Below are 18557 nucleotides of genomic sequence, written 5' to 3' on the forward strand. Positions count from 1 at the left end.
ATAAACAAATTATCCTATCATGCTTAAAACATTTATTGAGCGGCCGGTATTATCAACGGTTATCTCAGTTATTATAGTCATATTGGGAATATTAGGTCTGGTATCGCTGCCCATTGCCCAGTATCCTGATATTGCGCCACCTACCATACAGGTTTCGGCCACCTATACCGGCGCCAATGCAGATGTGGTGCTCAACTCTGTTATTGTTCCGCTGGAAGAACAGATAAACGGCGTGGAGAACATGACGTACATGACTTCTTCCGCCACCAACCAGGGCACGGCCACCATTACGGTTTATTTTAAGGTGGGCACCAATGCCGACCTGGCCGCCGTGAACGTGCAGAACAGGGTTTCAAGGGCCACCAGTTTATTGCCATCGGAAGTAACGCAGGCTGGCGTTACGGTTACAAAAAGGCAAAGCAGCAACCTTTTAATATTTGCTTTATACAGCGATGATAATACCTATGATCAAACCTTCATACAAAACTATGCAGCCATTAACCTGGTGCCGCAGATAAAGCGGGTAACAGGCGTGGGGGATGCGAATGTGTTCGGCTCGAAAGATTATACCATGCGTATATGGCTTAAGCCGGATGTAATGGCTATATATGGCCTTGAGCCATCTGATATAACAACGGTGCTTGATGAGCAAAATATTGAAGCGGCGCCGGGCAGCCTGGGCGAGAACAGCAACCAGACTTTTCAATATGTGATGAAATATACCGGCCGCTTAAAGAGTGAAGAGGAGTTTGGCGGCATCATCGTTAAATCGTTAAGCAATGGCAACCAGTTATTGCTGAAAGATGTGGCGCGCATAGAGCTTGGGTCTCAAACCTATTCTTCCTTTAACTATGCCAATGGCAGGCCGGCTTCGGGCGTTGCGGTATCGCAGGTGGCGGGCTCCAATGCAAAAGAAGTGATTGAGGGCACAAAAGCCGTGCTGGAAGATGCTGCCAAATCGTTCCCGAAAGGGCTGAAATATACGGTATTGGTTGATGTGGACAATGTATTGAATGCATCCATAGAGAAAGTGTTGCGCACATTGATAGAAGCATTCGTCCTGGTGTTTATTGTGGTATTCATTTTCCTGCAGGATTTCCGTTCCACCCTCATACCGGCCATCTCCGTTCCGGTGGCTATTATCGGCACATTTTTCTTCCTGAAATTATTTGGCTTCAGCATAAACCTGCTTACGCTGTTTGCCCTGGTGCTGGCTATCGGCATTGTGGTGGATGATGCCATTGTGGTGGTGGAAGCTGTGCACGCCAAGTTAGACACGGGTTATAAATCATCGCGCAAAGCAGCTATAGACGCCATGAGCGAAATAAGCACGGCCATTGTTTCTATCACCCTGGTTATGTCGGCAGTGTTTGTGCCGGTAACCTTTATCACCGGTTCGGCCGGCGTATTCTATAAGCAGTTTGGCTTAACGCTGGCCGTGGCCATCATTATATCTGCCATTAATGCCTTAACCTTAAGCCCTGCATTAAGCGCATTGTTTTTAAAACCGCATCATGAAAAAACAAAACCAAAAGGTTTTGTACAACGTTTTTATGCAGCTTTCAATACATCTTTTGAAGCATTAAGGGGCAGGTATAAAGCAGGGGTTAAGTTTTTATCGTTGAAGAAATGGCTGGCGCTTGTAATTATCGCCATCTTTGGCGCAGGCTTGTATGTTATGATGAAAACAACACCTTCATCATTTGTGCCGGCAGAAGACCAGGGAACCATTTTTGCGAGCATCAGCCTGCCGCCCGCTTCTTCAATGGAAAGAACCAATGCAATTACAAAGCAAATTGACAGCATTGCACATTCCATCCCTGTTGTAAGAAATACCATGCAGATAGTGGGACAGAATTTCACTGCGGGCTCAGGCAGCGCGTATGGCATGGTAATTATGGAATTAAAGCCCTGGAATGAGCGAAAGGAGAAAGACCAGAGCGTAAGCGGCGTTATTCAGCAATTATTTAAAAAGACTGCCGGAATAAGGGATGCTTCCATTATTTTCCTGTCTCCGCCCACCATCCAGGGCTTTAGCGCCAGTGGCGGTTTTGAATTTCAGTTGCAGGATAAAGGCGGCCATACCACGCAGGCGTTTTATAAGGTAAGCCAGGCGTTTCTGGCAGCGCTGGCAAAGCGCCCCGAAATACAATATGCCACTACATCCTTCAACCCGAATTTTCCGCAGTATCAGGTTTCGGTTAATGTGGCAAAAGCAAAGCAGGCCGGCATTTCGCCGGAATCTATCATGAGCGTTATGCAGGGTTATTTTGGTGGTTCTTATGTTTCAAACTTTAATGAATTTGGTAAACAATACCGCGTTATTATTCAATCCGATTATAAATACAGAACGAGCGAGGCCAGCCTTGATAATGTGAAGGTGAAAACATCAGGCGGTGATATGTCGCCATTAACCACCTTTGTAACATTGAAGCGCGTGTATGGCCCCGAAAGCATATCGCGGTTCAACCTGTTTTCTTCTATGTCTGTAACGGGTGCACCCAATGATGGCTACAGTTCCGGCGATGCCATTAAAGCCATACAGCAGGTGGCAGCACAAACGTTGCCTGCCGGTTATGGTTATGAATTCTCCGGCATAACAAGGGAAGAATTAAGCACAGGCGCCCAGTCGGCTTACGTATTCCTGTTATGTTTGATTTTTGTGTATTTCCTTTTAAGCGCGCAATATGAAAGTTATCTTTTGCCTTTGGCTGTTATCTTATCGTTGCCGGTTGGCCTTTCGGGCACCTTTTTATTCGATAAGATTTTTGGCATTGATAATAATATTTACACGCAGGTTTGCCTTATTATGCTGATAGGGTTGCTGGCAAAGAATGCGATATTAATTGTTGAATTTGCTGTGCAAAGAAGAAAGCACGGGCTTACTATAATTAATGCAGCCATAGAAGGGGCAGAAGCCAGGTTAAGGCCGATATTGATGACATCGCTGGCATTTATATTCGGGTTGCTGCCTTTAATGCTGGCTACAGGTGCAGGCGCGGTGGGTAACAAGAGCATTGGCACCGGCGCGGTGGGCGGCATGCTTATAGGAACATTGTTTGGATTATTGGTAATACCCGCTTTGTTTGTGATTTTTCAAACCCTGCAGGAAAAAGTTGTTAAACCTAAATCTCCGGAAGATGAAGATGAATAAAATTGTTCTTTTTACAGGCTTATCAGTTACTGTAGCGGCCTGCAGGGTTACGCACAGTTATCAAAGCCCGTTTGCGCCTGTAACTGAAAATTACAGGGGCAGCGACAGTACCGATACCACATCTATTGCCGATATTCCATGGAAACAAATGTTTGCCGATACCATTCTGCAACGGCTTATTCAGCAGGCGCTCTATAACAACCTTGATGTTAAAGTTGCCGTTGCCAGGATTAAATATGCTGAGGCCAATGTGCGGCAAAGTAAGGCTGCCTTTCTGCCCGATGTAAGTGCAGATGCGGACTATACTTTAAGCAAATCATCAATAGCGCAATTAAAAGCTTATAACCAGGATGTTTCTGCAACGCCTTTAGTTCGCCAATACGCATTAACGGCATCAGTAAGCTGGGAGGCAGATGTGTGGGGCAAGCTTAAAAGCACCAAAAAAGCATATATAGCTGCACTCTTGTCGAGCGATGCTTATAAGCGCGCTGTTCAAACGGAGATAGTAGCCTCTGTGGCCAGCAATTACTATGCATTGATGGCTTACGATAAACAGTTAAGCATTGCAAAGCAAACTATCGAAATAAGAAAGAGCGATACGGCTACCGTAAAACAATTAAAAGAATATGCCGTGCTGAACGGCGCCGATGTGGTGCAGAGCGAAGCCAATATGTATGCAGCGCAAATAGAGGCAACAACCGTGGAAAAAAGCATTCGCGAAACAGAAAACGCCATCAGTGTTTTGCTGGGCCGGATGCCGGGCAGCATACCCCGCAGCACATTGGATGAGCAGGTTACGAATAATGATTTGCACACGGGCGTTCCTTTGCAATTGTTAAGAAACAGGCCCGATGTGCAGGAAGCTGAATATAACTTTCGCAATGCATTTGAGCTAACCAATGTGGCACGCACTTATTTCTATCCTTCTTTAACCATAACAGGCTCCGGCGGATGGGCAACCGCTAATACATTAAAAGGCTTTTTCGACGGCACTTTTTACGGGAGCCTTATTGGTGGTTTAACCCAGCCGATTTTTAACCAGGGGCTGAACAAACAGCGTTTGAAACAGGCAGAAGCCACACAGGAAGAGTATTTATATACCTTTCAGCAAACCATGCTTACCGCCAGCCAGGAGGTGGCAGACGCTTTGTATAGTTATCAGAATGCTGCTGCGCTGAATGAATCAAGGGTTAAGCAGATAGCTTCACTAAACAAGGCGGTTGATTATACAAAAGAGTTATTGCGTTATACTTCAACTGTAAACTATACAGATGTGCTTACCGCCGAAACCAGCCTTTTATCTGCCCAGCTAAGCAATATAAGCGATAAGCTGCAGCAACTGCAGGCCACCGTGGAATTATACAGGGCCTTAGGCGGCGGATGGAAATAGAATAAATAAAAATCCTGTCAGAAAAGGTTTCAAAAAGTTTAAAAAAATTTGTGTAGTTAAATAGCTACGCATATTTTTGTAGTCAAATAGCTACGCAATGAATTTAAGAAGAGATGTATTCCAGGCCATAGCAGACCCTACAAGAAGGGCGATATTATTGCTGGTGGCTGCCCAGGCAATGACGGCGGGCGCCATAGCGGCTAACTTTAACACAGCCCGGCCCACCGTTTCAAAACACCTGCAGATACTTACTGCATGCGAATTGCTGCAGCAGCAGCAAAACGGCAGGGAGATATACTATCATTTAAACCCGCCAAAAATGAAAGAAATAGCCGATTTTATCGAGCCCTTCCGCAAAATGTGGGATGACAGGTATAATAAACTGGAAGCCATTATGAAAGATTACCAATCCAAAAAATAAAATTATCATGGAATTAAAAACACAAGTGATTGCCGGAGAAGGCAGGCAGGATTTAATGATCACAAGGGAATTTGACCTGCCCGTAAAACTACTGTTTAAGGCGCATGCAGACCCCGGCATTATTGAACAATGGATGGGAACAAAGGTGCTGAAACTGGAAAGCAAAAAGCAGGGCAGCTATCAGTTTGAAACAAGCGATGGCAAAGGCAATATGGCATTCCGGGCCAATGGGGTTATTCACGATTTTATTCCGGAGAGCAAGATCACGCGCACCTTTGAAATGGAGGGCACTCCCTTTGGCGTGCAACTGGAGATTTATGAATTTGAGCAGCTTGGCGACAACACCAGCAGGCTTAATTTACATGTAATCTATGAATCGGCAGAAAAAAGAAACCAGGTGCTTAAGCTGCCCTTTGCACAGGGCATTAATATGGCGCATAACCGTTTGCAGGATATTGCCGGCAAACTTAAATAATCTTCCATGTCAAAGAGAAATAAGATCATCTATTGGGTTACTACCATTTGGCTGGCGCTGGGCATGTTCTCAACCGGTATGGTGCAGTTAACGCAGGCGAAAGACGGCCCGGGCGGTGCAGTCAGCATGGCGCATCTTGGCTATCCGCCTTATCTTTCCATATTGCTGGGCATATATAAACTGCTGGGAGTAATAGTGGTGCTCGTTCCCGGGTTTCCCCTGCTGAAAGAATGGGCTTATGCCGGTTTCTTCTTCATCATGTCCGGCGCTGTATTTTCGCATATAGCATCCGGCTATGCCATACAGGAAATTTTTCCTGCATTATTATTGCTGTTGCTCACAGTTATATCATGGTACATAAGGCCCGCAAACAAAAGAATAATGAAAACCAAATTGTATGCAAGCGAACCCAAAAGCTGATTTCTTTTTTGATGGCGCCACGAAATGGCAAAAGGAATACCAGTTATTGCGAACAATAGCGCTTACCTGCGGGCTGGAGGAAGAATTAAAATGGGGATGCCCCTGCTACACATACCAGCAAGGCAATATTGTGCTGATACATGGGTTTAAAGCGTATTGCGCGTTCCTGTTTTTTAAAGGCGCGCTGTTGCAGGACGCAGATGGCATGCTTATCCAGCAAACAAAAAATGTGCAGTCTGCACGGCAGGCCCGGTTTGCCAGCGTTGAAGAAATAAAGGCAATGGAACATCGTTTAAAAGCATACATCTATGAAGCCATTGAGGTAGAAAAAGCAGGCCTGAAAGTAAAGCTGAAAAAGACATCAGACTTTGAAGTGCCGGAAGAATTTCAAAAAAAATTAAATAAAAGCAAAACCCTGCAAAAAGCCTTTGAGGCATTAACGCCCGGCAGGCAAAGGGCTTATCTTTTTTATTTTGCACAACCCAGGCAATCCAAAACGCGCGAGTCGAGAATTGAAAAGTATGCACAGCAAATACTTGATGGCAAGGGCTTGAATGATTAATGTTTGCTGACATGGCCATTGAAATTTTAATGGCGGCTCCCGCAGGATTTGAATTGCTACGTTGGTTTATTTCTTTGTTGCTGCTTCTGTAACTTTTTTGTTCGCATATTTTTCTCTTTCAATTGTCATTTCTTTTAACCATTGCTGGTACATCTTTTCCGGCATTTCACGGTAACCAAGTTTTGCTAATGTAATGTAGGCATTTTGCATTTCATTGAATGTAACAGTTGGCTTTGGAAATTTTATTTCGCGTTCGTGCAGGTATATTTTTTTAAGTGTTTCTGCTTTTAGCAGTAAAGCCATCGGGTTTACCGGATGATATTGCAAAACCAAATCGCAGCATTTTAAAATAAAGCCGTCGTAATAGTTATGCGTTTGAAATTCGTATTCTTTTGCAAGATCAAGAACACATAATGCAATAGATTGTTGATTGCTTAATGTGTCCATATATAAACCGCTTTTAATGGCTTCGGGATTTACATAGCCTGTAACCATTACCCATGCATCTGTAGGGAATGTGCCGCTTGTAAGTTCTGTATTGTACCAGCCAATTTTATCACTGTAATTCTTTATGTAGATATGATTGGGTGCAAGTGAAAGCCAGCATTTTGCACCCACTTCATCGGCTAATATTTTATACAGATATGCCAGCGAATGGCAGTTGCCTTCATGTGTTGCAAGCAGTTTTGTTACAAACATATTGCCCCAGTCCTGCTTGCCAAGAGGATCAGTGAAGGAATAACGGAAAGGTAGTAAATGACTTAGTTTAGCACTATTTTCAATAAATGCTATGGTGTCAGCTATAAAAGAATAAACAGAAAAATTTAATTTAAAATTGCCTGTATCGAGAAATCTATAATCATTTAGCTTTTGCACGTTATTATACTGTTTACAAATTTGTGCAAAATCATTTATGGAGCTAAAAAATGCTGAATCCTGTACTTGCTGATTAAGAAAACGATTTTCTGTTATAAAAACCGCTTGTTTGAAGGAAGAATTTTTAAGAATTAATTCTTGTAATGAATTATATGTTGATTGATACAAAGAGAAAAGCTGTTTGTTTGACAAAGAATCGTTTTGCGAAAAACAGTTTATAGAAAATACTGCTGCTATTGCAGTAAGGCAATAAATTTTATATCGAATTGCTTTACCTCTCATTAGTTATTGCCCTGAACAAAGTACAAGTACTGGCTTGATTCGTACCAGTCGCTTATTGTTGGTAAATCTAAAAGCAGTTTTGGAACATTAGTATTTATAAATTCAAACTTACAAATTGATTTATGCCCTTTGGGTATTTGGTCATAAGGCAACATAAATTCTTGCGTAATTTCTTTTAACCTAATAGTTCCTGAAAATAATACAGTCCAGTCTGAATTCTCTATAAAATTAAATTCATATCCAATTGGAATATCAATACTTGAATAATCACAGAAAAGTAGAATTTCATTGGGAGTAATCGCTTTACTGTAGAATATTTTATGCTTTCGCATCAAATCATCGCTCGCTATACCAACTATTTTCAATTTGCTTTTTTGCATTAAGATTTATTTATTTACTTTACTTGCTTGCTTATAAAATTCGTCTATCTGCGATTCTGATAGTCTTGGAGTATTTTTTATAACAGAACTAATATCTTCAGTTGAAATTTTTGCAGGCAGGTTTATACCCATATTTTTTAAAATATCGCGAGCCTGATCAGAAGTGATCGTTATGCTCGTCTTTTGTGCAAATTCTGCGGGTTTTAATCCAACACCTATTTCCTTTTCCATAGATTGTAATACATTTCCAGTATATTCTACTCCTTGTAAATCTTTTGGTAAGGCAACTTGCAAAACGCCATTGCCATAATTCTTGGAATTAATTGAAAAAATTGTTGCTACTACTGGATCTGAACTTGTTGGAGTTATGCCTATTTTTTGAAGTTGGGGAGATCCCTCAAAACCTTCGCTTGTACCTCTAAATAAATAGTTTACAGACTCTTTTAACGGGCCTTTGAAAAAATTCAGGCTTGTTCCAATAATTTTTCCCGCACCCCAAGTTAAAAATGCATTTGATAAAGCGTCTTTTGATCTTTGGTCTTGTGCAGTTCTTGCTTCGGGAGTTTTTGCTCTATTGTGTTCAAATGCTCCCGCAATTTGAGACGCAAACAAAGTTCTTGTAATCCATCCTTTTGTTACAAATACTTCTACTGGCAATAAAGCTGTTGCAGTCATAATTGTACCACCCTCTTTCAATTCCTGCTTCGTCAAATGCCCATCATCATTGGCATCTCCTGGTATATGCCATTTACCCGGGCTGGCCATATTGCCTGCTATCCCCTCTAAACCCTCTAAATCAATATTCATAATAGGATTGTTAGAAGCATATTGATATGGCGTTAGCTCTGGAAAGCTACTGGTTAGAGGGTCAACACTCAAAAATCTTGAACTGGAAGAATTATCAAATTGCTTTTGTTCTTCTGGCGTTAGCTTCAGTTTTACTAACTGCATGGTATTTATATTCACTAACGCAGAGCCAACTTGCTGTATACTGTCCTCATCAAAAAATTCATCATACTCGCCGTTGGTAACAGTAAGCACTTTGCCTTGTTTCCCTATATCTTTATAAGGATTATGGTCTTGGGCATGGGTTGCAAAAGCAACCAGCAAAGCAAAAATTGCAATGAATAAAGTTTTAGGTTGCATAAATTATTGGTTTTATCGTGGTGTAAATTTATAATTTCAATTTGAAGCCTGTTTTAATTTTTCTTTTTCCCTGTCAATTGATTTCAGCCATTCAATGTATTGTTCTTTTGGCATATCCTGATAGCCTCTTGCAGTTACCTTTTTCTGCGCTGCTATTGATGTATTGTATGCTGCTTCCAATTGTGGATATTGCTTAAATTGTTCCAGTGTAGGATGCCCTATTGGTCTGATAAACGGCGGTACTGATAAAGCGCTGCGTTTGCATTCGTCATTAAAGCATTAATGTTAGTACTGTCTATTGATAATATTCTCTGCGTGAGTTGATTTGTAAAATTATCAAACCAGTTTTTAGCTATGTAAGAATTTTGAAAATCTGCCAAACATTGTGCAAATAGTTGTCTTTGAGAAAGTGTGTCAAGATAAGTTCTGTTCTTTAAAGCCATTGCACTGATGGCATCGGATTGCATCATCCATGAAATACTTACCAGATTGCCGTTTGTAGTTTCAAAATTCCTTCTTATTCCCTTGCTATCAAAGTATTGAATGAAAGAATGATTGGGGGCTAATGATAAATAGACTTTTGCATGAAGCTGTTCAGCGATGCACAAATACAGTAACGGCAGCGAATGGCATTGCCCTGAATTGGTGTGCAATAGTTTGGTAACAAACATTTTTGTCCAATCACGTTCCCCATAAAAATCATTAAAGTCATAACTGATTTTTTCTACTGTACAATCTTTATTTGTTTTTGCATCATGGTAAACATTGTTTTGAGAAAACAGCTTTTGAATACCATAGTTAAGGGCGGCATTATTCTTTATGCTCAATCCTTCCCTTGCCAGCATTTGTTTTACAATAGTTGCTTTTTGTTTGATGGAATTTTCAAAAACTTCAAATGGCGGCGGATTATCGTAAAAAGGCGCTTCACTTAAATAAACAGCTTTTGTAATGGAAAAATTATCAGGCTTTAGTTGAAGAAAGTAATTCAAATAATATTGAAATCGCCGAAGTATTACTTCGGATTCATCAGGTTTTAAATCCTGCTCAATTTCTTGTAATTGTTGTTGACTGTTTGCTGATGGCTGTCCGGGAACTGTTACACCCATTGCCCGCATTGCGTTTTGATTAACCTGCCTGATAACATCTTCTGCTGTTCCGCCCATTGGCAGCATATTAGTTTGAAAAGCGTCTGTTTGCTGCTGAAAAGGATTATTGTAATTGGATTGCTTAATGGTTGAATTAGGCAAACCGGTTGTTTGAAAAGTTTTAAAAACAGGCCTGGGTATCGCAGGTTGTGCATTTAGCAAGGACGGGGCTATTATAAAAGATAAGCCCGTGAAAAACAAAATCCTTAAAAAGCAAATACACTTCACCTATATAAAATTTATGGCAACTTATTAATAATATATCATCTGCAAAAAGAATTTCTCCTTTAATGCTTCTTTTTTCAATGAATAAAAAGATTGGTTGGATTAGTTTTAAGCTGGGGTAACACTAATGATTTATGACACAGAAAATTGATTTGCTGACTTCATTCATTGCATAAATATTCTTTAATTATTCATATCAGCATCTGATAAAAAATATTCTAATTTTCAAAGTTTACTCCAACGCGAATGGCTTTTAAGCCCTGCACGCCCTGCAGTTGTTCCAGTTCCAGCAATTCAATATCCTGCAGCAGCATATTTTTATCCTGCAGTTTCTTTATATAATCCAGGTACTCTTTTTCATGCCGGGGCTGCGTATAAATAATGGCCAGCCTGCCAGGTTGTGTAAGCCTTTCGCCGGTTTGTTTTATAAGCACCTTGTCAATGCGTTTCTTTATAATGTGATAGCGTACATTGTAACCGCCTTCCACATCAAACCTTTTTTCATCCATCCGGAAAGTGAGGGTTATGGAAGATGCATTTACGTAAATAAGCTGGGTGGTTTGCAAATGAACCGGCAGGGATTGGGCAGATGCATATACAAGTTTGGCAACGGCAGCCATATTTTCAAGCTGCAGGTACCTTAACGCACTCAAATATGTTTTTTGATAAGGCTTTTCCGGCGAAATGGACTGCCCTATGTATATATCATATTCAATACCATCCGTTCTTATCTTTTCAAAATAAACGGGGTATTTTTTTTGCAGGTCTTCCTGCATTTTGGTAAAGTGCTCTGAAATAATAAAGTTTATGCATTGCATGGAGTTTTCAAGCACGCGCCTGTTTTTATAAGCTTTGCCGTGTTTCAGGTCTATATCCCTGTAATAAGTGTTTATAAGGTTTGTGTTGTGTGTGCCGGGGCTGGCTTCCACTTCCTTCAAGCAGGTATTAAGGTTTTCCATAAAGCCGTCTATCAGGGCCTCTTCATTGCCTGTAAAAGATGATTCTGTAAGGTCCAGGAAATTGTTTGCTTCCTCTGTCAGTGCATGCACCTTTGCGGCATCCTGCACCTGCAATTCCTTCAGGAAACTTTTCACCATCTTAAAATAATAGCGCATGTCTTTATGCAGGGCATTGTTTCTTTCAATAGTTGAGTTGCGAATGTCAACGGCGCCATATAAGGGATGCAGGTTGTCGAAGCGTATCTCTTCCATTTTCTTCATGGAATCAGCATCGGTATTCTTTAAATATTCCCATGACACCTGGTTAAATTTCCAAAGCACGGAAGGCTGAATGGTTGTAAAATTATTCGTAATCACACTTGTAATGCTGGTTGCAAATTCAGTCTGGCTCTGGTGCATCAACTGGCCTAAAACAGGAAGGGCGGCATCTATCTGTGTAAATAAAATTTCATTTAAAAGGGCAGTGTCCTTTACACTTACCTCCAGCACGCCGGCCACCTCATTGTTATAAAAAACCGGTACAATCGCATAACCATTATACCCGGATTGCGCAAAGGCTTTATATACGGCATCGGCGCCCCGGGTTTCTATGCTGCAATTCTTTTTTATTAATGTGCGGGGGTTTTCAAAATAGCTGTTTATCCATTCAAGAAATGCCTTTTCGGAAATAGCTAATTGGTTGCAGATATTTATAATAACGCTGTGCTTATAATTACTGTAATAAGATACAAGCCGGCCATTCAGTTTTAAAAAAGGCAACAGGCCAAACGTTATGCCTTCTTTGCCGCACATTTGCCTGAGCAGATCAATAATTGCTGTATAGGTTTCAATATAATCGCCGGGCGTATGCTTTATAATGGCGCTGCGTATTTTATGCAATGCATATTTGGCTGTTGTATCGCTTGCTGTAACCACGGAGAAACCTGAAAAAGAAAACTGTTTCAGCGGCAATATTTTTTCAACTTCTTCTATGGTGCCGGCATTGGCTAATTGCTGCTGCACCAGGTTTATATTTATTTGCGGCAACGGCCCTGTGCATGCAACATCTACAAAACGGTTGTCAATATTTAAGGTGAAGTATTTGGTAAGATTTGTTGCTGTATCGGTTCGCGTATGCACTAATTCTTCCTTAACCAGCGGCTCAAAATTATAAAGCCGTTCAAGTATAAGATCATAAGCTACTTTCCTGCGCCTGTATCGTATCAATTCTTTCCGCTCTTTATTGTCGTCCACAGAAGTTATATCGCTCAGTCTGTTTTGAACCAAGTCATTAAATGCGGTTGTTTGTAAAAAGAAAACCGGGTTTAAAGGCACCCCCAATGATAATGCATACGCTTTTTCATTAACCAGGTTTGGCACTATCACACCTTCAAGCAACGTAAAAACCTGGCTGTAATTTTTAAGGTCATAAATGCTGAACGGCTTAAGCAGTTCCGGGTAACGTTTAAAATGCCTGAGCACGAACCTGAAAAACTTTGATTTAAGGGAATCGCCCTCCTTTAATTTTTCATGAAGAAAATCAACAAATTTTTTAAAGGAGATAAGTGTGTTATCATCATTCAAAAAATCATCTGAAGGATAAATATGAACTATTTTATACTGCATGGTGTAATCTGTAAAGGATGTTATTAACCCATAAATATTGTGCAAATTTTATTTGCGGCAAAAAGCCGACAAGATGTCTTATAAATGCTCAAAACCTGAAACCAAATGAAAGGTAAGGATACCATCCTTCTGTTGAATAAGCCAATGTTGCACTTAAAAGAAATAATTGTGCCGGCGCAAAATAAATGCCGCCGCCATAACCATTATGCCATTTGCTGCTGTGCTCCTTATTTACCCAAACACGGCCAACATCAAAAAAGCCGGTAAGCCCAAGCTGGCCAGGCAATACATAACTGGCAACATCTTTAATTTTAATGCGTATGTCAAGGTTATTGTACAGTATATGATCGCCTGCAAACCGGTATTGCCTGTAACCGGATAAATTATTTTTGCCATCCAAAAAAAGCAACTGATAAAATGCCGGTTTGCCAAACGTAATACCACCGCCAAGCCTGTTGGCCAATACAACAGACCCGCTGGTGGTAAGGCTTCTGTAAATAGTCAACTGCGGTATTATCTGCGTGAATGCATTGGAATAATCGTTCAATCCTGCATACGATTGTATGCGCACGTTTATGTATGCGCCAAAAGTTGGCAGCATTTTATTATCCCTCGAATCACTTGTAAAATTTATAACTGCGCCAATATGGAATTTCTCTTTCAATATGGTTGCGCTGTCATACGTATTTAACAGGGATGTATGCTCAATAAACCTTCCTTTGTTCTCATCTGCATCAAAACGATAATATTGAAATGATGGCCCGATGGAAACACTTGTTGCATTGCCTCGGCGCAAAGCCGCATCTGCCGTGTATAAATCGAAACGTGCACGGTAATACCTTTTGTAGTCGCCTGTTTTATTAAATACAGTTTCATTGCCGGCACCAAAAAAATTTTGCGTGTTATCCGGCGCTTTTGCAATGCCATTCAATAACAGATCGGCTTTCCCGATAGCATCTTTCCACTCGCCGCTGTAATTAATCCTGAAGGCAGATGTGGAAAAAGAATGCGCAGCAGATAACTGCTGTACGCTGGCCCAGGGCGTTTTCCTGAAACCTTTATGCGTGTATTTAAAGCCGACGCCGAAGATGACGCCGTCATCAATATTATACCCGGCCACAAGCAACGGCTGCCACCGGTTATATAAATCAACAGGGATATATGCCGTATTGGCTGAATCGTTTGAAAAATGCCTGCGCAATTTACCGGCATCACCGGAAATGCTTACGTTATTGGTATAATTATAAATGACTGGTTTTTTAATTACCTGCTTCACATTATAGGTTTTATTATCACCCTTGCCAATCACCCTTATCAATATTTTTTTGTTGATTGTATTGAAAACTATGCTGTCATTTCCATCATTCACATACAATCTTATTTCTTTTGTAACGGATGGATCAAATGCCTTATAATACAATTGCTGCTTCACATTTCTTTCCTTGGAAAGTTTGTGAATGCTAACAAGCACATTATCGTTTAAAGTATCTTTTATTTCTACCAGTTCATTCTTGTCTGATGTTTGTATATCCACAATTTTGTTGATGAAGGCGTAATATTCATCAAATGCTTTGGGCAATACAGCCCTTCTGTTCTGAAGGTTTTTCAATAGTGTGCTGTAACGAATATTATAAGCGCTGGCCGGCAATTTTTTTAAAGCTGCATTTAATACGCTGTCGTTTTCTGCAGCAACAAAATTGTTTACGATACCCATCCATTGCGCATGATTCAACTGGTTTAAAAAACGGCTGTTCAGTTCCCTGCTTTCCCACATAAAATCGTTTACGTTGCGCAGCTTTTTATAATCCTGCATAAACCATAAAAACCAGGGCAGGGAGGAAACTCCGGGCAGCAAACCTTCATTCACATAAAAAACCTGGTCACGGTCTCTTGGCACGGCAAAATACCTTCTGCCTCCGTTATCATTTTTCTTATAAGCAAAGCGCCACTGGTCATTGTGCCGGTCCCAGTCATTCATTAAAACATCCAATAACCTTGCACGTAAAAAAAGCGCTGTATCAAAGTTGTTATCGTTATCATCAATCAGCCTGCGCATCATTTTTTCCGTTTTGTCTGACTTCCCTTCCGGCTCACGTTCTTCCAGCAGGTTAACTGTGTTGACAAATGTGTTTGTGTACATGCCCAATTTTTTATCAGGCGCCACCCAGCCAATGACAGGATTTGTGTACGGCACATTCACAGCATGTGCTAATACTGGCACAACCAGTGCGGAATATGGATGCTGGGCGCTCATGGCATCATTAATCCACTCGCCGGCAAACGTTTGCCGCAATGTTTGCGGCAATAAAACTTCCGGGTATTTATTCACGCTGCGCAGCACATATTCTTTGCCATCTTTATCTTCCAGCCTTAATGAATAAGACTGATGGCCGCCGCCGCGCTGTGTGGGCGTTAAGCCGCCTTTTTCAGCAGAGATTTTTATAACCGGTAATGTTGTTGGTGCTGCCCATTCTTTGCGGTAATTCTCGCCAAACAACCAGCGGTGAAACCCGCTGACGGAATTGTATGAAGGATGCGCAGCAACTGTAACACTGTCTTCCGGAATATTATCAATAGCTTCTTCTTCCTGTTGTTTTATTGGCGTGTAATGAAACATATAACTGAAAACATTTTTAAAGCCGCTGTCAGTTTCAGCAACATAATAAGTAAACCTTAAGCTGTTATCCAACAACTGATCGGCAACAACATAACCCGGCGCGGTTTGCGCATACATAGAATACCTGCCTTTTTTTACAAACGTTTCTTTAGCGCCGGCGCCGCTTACCACCTGTATGTTATTGCCTTCTTTAATAAACTGCATGCCATGCTCATGGCCGGCGACATGCACAAGGTTTGGAAACGTGTCGAACACGTTGTTCATGCGATTGATCATATCCTTATACCAGGGATGGATTGCATCTTCAGGATTTGCAAATAGTTTGCGCAATAACGGGTACAATGAACCAACAACCGGCATAGGTATATATAAACTTTTATTGGCAGCAGTTAGCGGGAAAATGTGATCTTTCCATCCATAATACCCGCCATGATGGCCATAACTTTTAAAAGGATGATGGCCGGCAAGCAGAATAGTTTTATAACGGTTCTTATAAAAAAGTTCTTCCAGTTTGGCAATTACTTCATCATTCGTATTGCAATCGCAATCAGCTTCTGCATTTGTTTTATTATGTTTGAACACCCACCATTCACTATCAAAGGCCAGAATTACCAAATGATCATTGATGTTAATTTCATAAGGCCCGGGGCAACCGTCTGGCGGAACCACTTTTAATAAACTGTCATTTTGCTGCTCTATAAAACGCCATTGCGCTTTCATTTTGGCAAGGCCATTCTTGCCCATCCTGTCCCAATCATGATTGCCCGGCAAAAAATAAACAGCGGCCTGATTGCTGCGCATAGGCTGATACTGCGCCCGTAAAATATTTTTGGTTTGTTCTTCTTCCTTACTGCCGGGCAGGCCCATGCCTGTGGGGTAAACATTATCGCCAACATATACAACCGTTGTTTTATTGGCAAGCACTTTTTGTGCGGCGCTGCCAATAACATTGCTTTGCTGGTCGTCAATTTCGCCGGCATCGCCAATAAATATCATCCTGTGCATAATACTATCCTGCGAATATGCTGCTGCAACTGCTGCGATGAAGAAGAATGACAGTAAAAGTCTCATCATAATAATTGTTCCTTTGGCTAAATAATATTCTGATGCACTATAAAAAATTAACCTTCTATGCTATTGATAGTTTACCCGTGACAAACAAGGCAAACGCATCAAATCTTATAGGGCCGTAGGCTCGTTTTTATTTTGCAATGCCATGCTTCAGCACGGTTTTACAAAGCACAAAATTAAAAAGAGTGCCATAAGTATAGTACATTATGAACCGGGCCTACGGCTCTCTGACCGCTTTTTTGTTTTTTTCAACGGACTAAAGTCCGTTGTTACAAAATATATCGAGGTTATGCCTCTTTTTATACATTTAAAATTTTAATGCGTTTGCCCTGCCTTAACAAAGAATGTTTATCTAACAATACCATAGTATTTTTTATACTGATAAGGCCGTAGGCCTGATGCCATTTTGTAACGCCGGAATTTATTCCGGTGTTATGAAGCGTTCAAGGCTCTGCGAGTGCCGTGGGTACGATACATGCTATCAAAAAGGCGCTTTATTTTATATCAAATCATGAAAAATATACTGTTCATCATAGTTAATCTCAAATTCCTGCAACAACATGCACCGAGCCTATGGCTCTCCTTTTAGTAATGTTTGCATTTATTCAATGGACTAAAGTTCATTATTACAAAATGAGCCGGGACTACGGCCCTTGGTTTTTGGTAAATTTAGAAAATGACATAGCATCTAAAAATATTAATTAGCCCCTCTTTTTACCCCTGCTTCCGGTATGGTATTTTTACGATCGTTGCCGACTGGCTGGTCCCTTTTTCATTTGAAATGTATAGATTATTTGCTGCATCCAGCGCAATACCTTCCGGCTGGTTATAGACTGATGCATCAAGATTATACACTTCTTTCACAGTAAAATCAGCAGATGTGCGAACGATAAGTTTATTCACTGATGAAAGAATAAACCATTCATTGCCATCCTGTGTTTTCGTGAATGCTGACGGGCGAAAACTAAGTTTCTTAAGCCCCGCTTTTTCGGCAATTGATTTTACATTGATGGTTGTGTTACTTTCTGATTGCACAGTGCCATTATTGTCCATTGACAGTGTATAAACTGTTGTTGTTTTGTCCTGCTTTTCGGCACAATTTTTACAAAGTACATACAATTTTGATGTTTTGTTATCCGCATATAAGCCTTCATATTCTCCGCCGGGCAAAATGTGTTTAAACTCTTTTGTATTGGCAGATGCTTCTGCGTTTATATCATTGAATGGAAAAGTATATAAAACCCCATCGCTGCGCAGCATAACAATATAATTGTTGAGCAATTGTATATCTTCATAATCGCCTTTGCCGGCAAACTTTGTTTTGCGTATGCTGCCATCATTCAGATTACAGGCAAACGCTTTTCCTTCTTCATCCTGCTCAGCATAAATAATATTTGATGCTTTTGAATGAAATGTTATACCTGAAATTTCATCCAGTTCCTTTGGCATCTTAAAAACCTTCGCAGGTTTATTTACATCATAATGCCCTGCAAATAAACCTTGTTCATTATTTGTTTGTGCCTGCTGCCCGCAAGCCAATAATGCGCTTAATGAAAACAATATATAATTGCACAATCCTTTCATTCGTGCATATTTGTTTTTCAGTTGTCTCATGGAACCTCGCCATGTACATTCCCCTGTGTGAGAAAAATTATCATGCTCGGTTTCATTCGTTCAAGTTTGTTTTTTCAGTTGCCTCGTGGAACCTCGCTATGCACATTCCCCTGTGTGAGAAAAAATTATCATGCTCGGTTTCATTCGTTCAAGTTTGTTTTTTAATGGCCTCATGCCTGTCCCGAACTTGCTTCGGGAGAACCTCACCATGTACC

Annotated in this window: 14 protein-coding genes; 6 read left to right on the forward strand and 8 right to left on the reverse strand. The window is 40.8% G+C overall.

The annotated features are described in order from the left end of the window. Window positions 1-19 precede the first annotated feature (19 nt). From QM629_RS18105 to QM629_RS18130, 6 genes are all read left to right on the forward strand, one after another. Window positions 20-3154 (forward strand): efflux RND transporter permease subunit, encoded by a 3135-nt coding sequence (locus QM629_RS18105; protein ID WP_415161305.1) that lies wholly within the window; start codon window positions 20-22, stop codon window positions 3152-3154. Next, window positions 3141-4544 carry an efflux transporter outer membrane subunit gene (locus QM629_RS18110; RefSeq protein ID WP_415161306.1) on the forward strand — a complete coding sequence of 468 codons (1404 nt, stop codon included), beginning with the start codon at window positions 3141-3143 and terminating at the stop codon, window positions 4542-4544. The genes QM629_RS18105 and QM629_RS18110 overlap by 14 nt, the downstream gene beginning before the upstream one ends. A 97-nt stretch (window positions 4545-4641) precedes the next feature. After that, a complete protein-coding gene (locus QM629_RS18115) occupies window positions 4642-4965 on the forward strand; it encodes an ArsR/SmtB family transcription factor (protein ID WP_415161307.1) in 324 nt (107 codons plus the stop codon). Between the two features lie 7 nt (window positions 4966-4972). Beyond that, window positions 4973-5440 (forward strand): SRPBCC family protein, encoded by a 468-nt coding sequence (locus QM629_RS18120; protein WP_415161308.1) that lies wholly within the window; start codon window positions 4973-4975, stop codon window positions 5438-5440. A 6-nt stretch (window positions 5441-5446) separates the two neighbouring features. Next, a complete protein-coding gene (locus QM629_RS18125) occupies window positions 5447-5860 on the forward strand; it encodes a DoxX family protein (protein WP_415161309.1) in 414 nt (137 codons plus the stop codon). Beyond that, window positions 5838-6422, forward strand: a complete 585-nt coding sequence (locus QM629_RS18130) for a YdeI/OmpD-associated family protein (protein WP_415161310.1) — start codon at window positions 5838-5840, stop codon at window positions 6420-6422. The genes QM629_RS18125 and QM629_RS18130 overlap by 23 nt, the downstream gene beginning before the upstream one ends. Window positions 6423-6488: 66 nt before the next feature. On the opposite strand, the gene QM629_RS18135 is transcribed toward QM629_RS18130, so the two are convergent. The 8 genes from QM629_RS18135 to QM629_RS18170 all read right to left on the reverse strand — a co-directional run bounded on the left by QM629_RS18135 (window position 6489) and on the right by QM629_RS18170 (window position 18312). Next, entirely contained in the window at window positions 6489-7298 is an 810-nt protein-coding gene (locus QM629_RS18135) for a hypothetical protein (RefSeq protein WP_415161311.1), read from the reverse strand. 281 nt (window positions 7299-7579) lie between these two features. Further along, window positions 7580-7960: a hypothetical protein gene (locus tag QM629_RS18140; RefSeq protein ID WP_415161312.1), complete on the reverse strand. Its 381-nt coding sequence runs from the start codon at window positions 7958-7960 to the stop codon at window positions 7580-7582. A gap of 6 nt (window positions 7961-7966) precedes the next feature. Beyond that, window positions 7967-9106: a hypothetical protein gene (locus QM629_RS18145; RefSeq protein ID WP_415161313.1), complete on the reverse strand. Its 1140-nt coding sequence runs from the start codon at window positions 9104-9106 to the stop codon at window positions 7967-7969. 36 nt (window positions 9107-9142) lie between these two features. Then, window positions 9143-9286 (reverse strand): hypothetical protein, encoded by a 144-nt coding sequence (locus QM629_RS18150; RefSeq protein ID WP_415161315.1) that lies wholly within the window; start codon window positions 9284-9286, stop codon window positions 9143-9145. 38 nt (window positions 9287-9324) lie between these two features. After that, window positions 9325-10353: a hypothetical protein gene (locus QM629_RS18155; RefSeq protein ID WP_415161316.1), complete on the reverse strand. Its 1029-nt coding sequence runs from the start codon at window positions 10351-10353 to the stop codon at window positions 9325-9327. A 341-nt stretch (window positions 10354-10694) separates the two neighbouring features. Then, window positions 10695-13040: a hypothetical protein gene (locus QM629_RS18160; RefSeq protein WP_415161317.1), complete on the reverse strand. Its 2346-nt coding sequence runs from the start codon at window positions 13038-13040 to the stop codon at window positions 10695-10697. A gap of 88 nt (window positions 13041-13128) precedes the next feature. Next, a complete protein-coding gene (locus QM629_RS18165) occupies window positions 13129-16731 on the reverse strand; it encodes a BamA/TamA family outer membrane protein (protein WP_415161318.1) in 3603 nt (1200 codons plus the stop codon). A gap of 711 nt (window positions 16732-17442) precedes the next feature. After that, a complete protein-coding gene (locus QM629_RS18170) occupies window positions 17443-18312 on the reverse strand; it encodes an SdiA-regulated domain-containing protein (RefSeq protein WP_415161319.1) in 870 nt (289 codons plus the stop codon). Window positions 18313-18557: the final 245 nt, after the last annotated feature.

This window comes from Parafilimonas sp., assembly GCF_047606085.1.
GTDB lineage: Bacteria > Bacteroidota > Bacteroidia > Chitinophagales > Chitinophagaceae > Parafilimonas.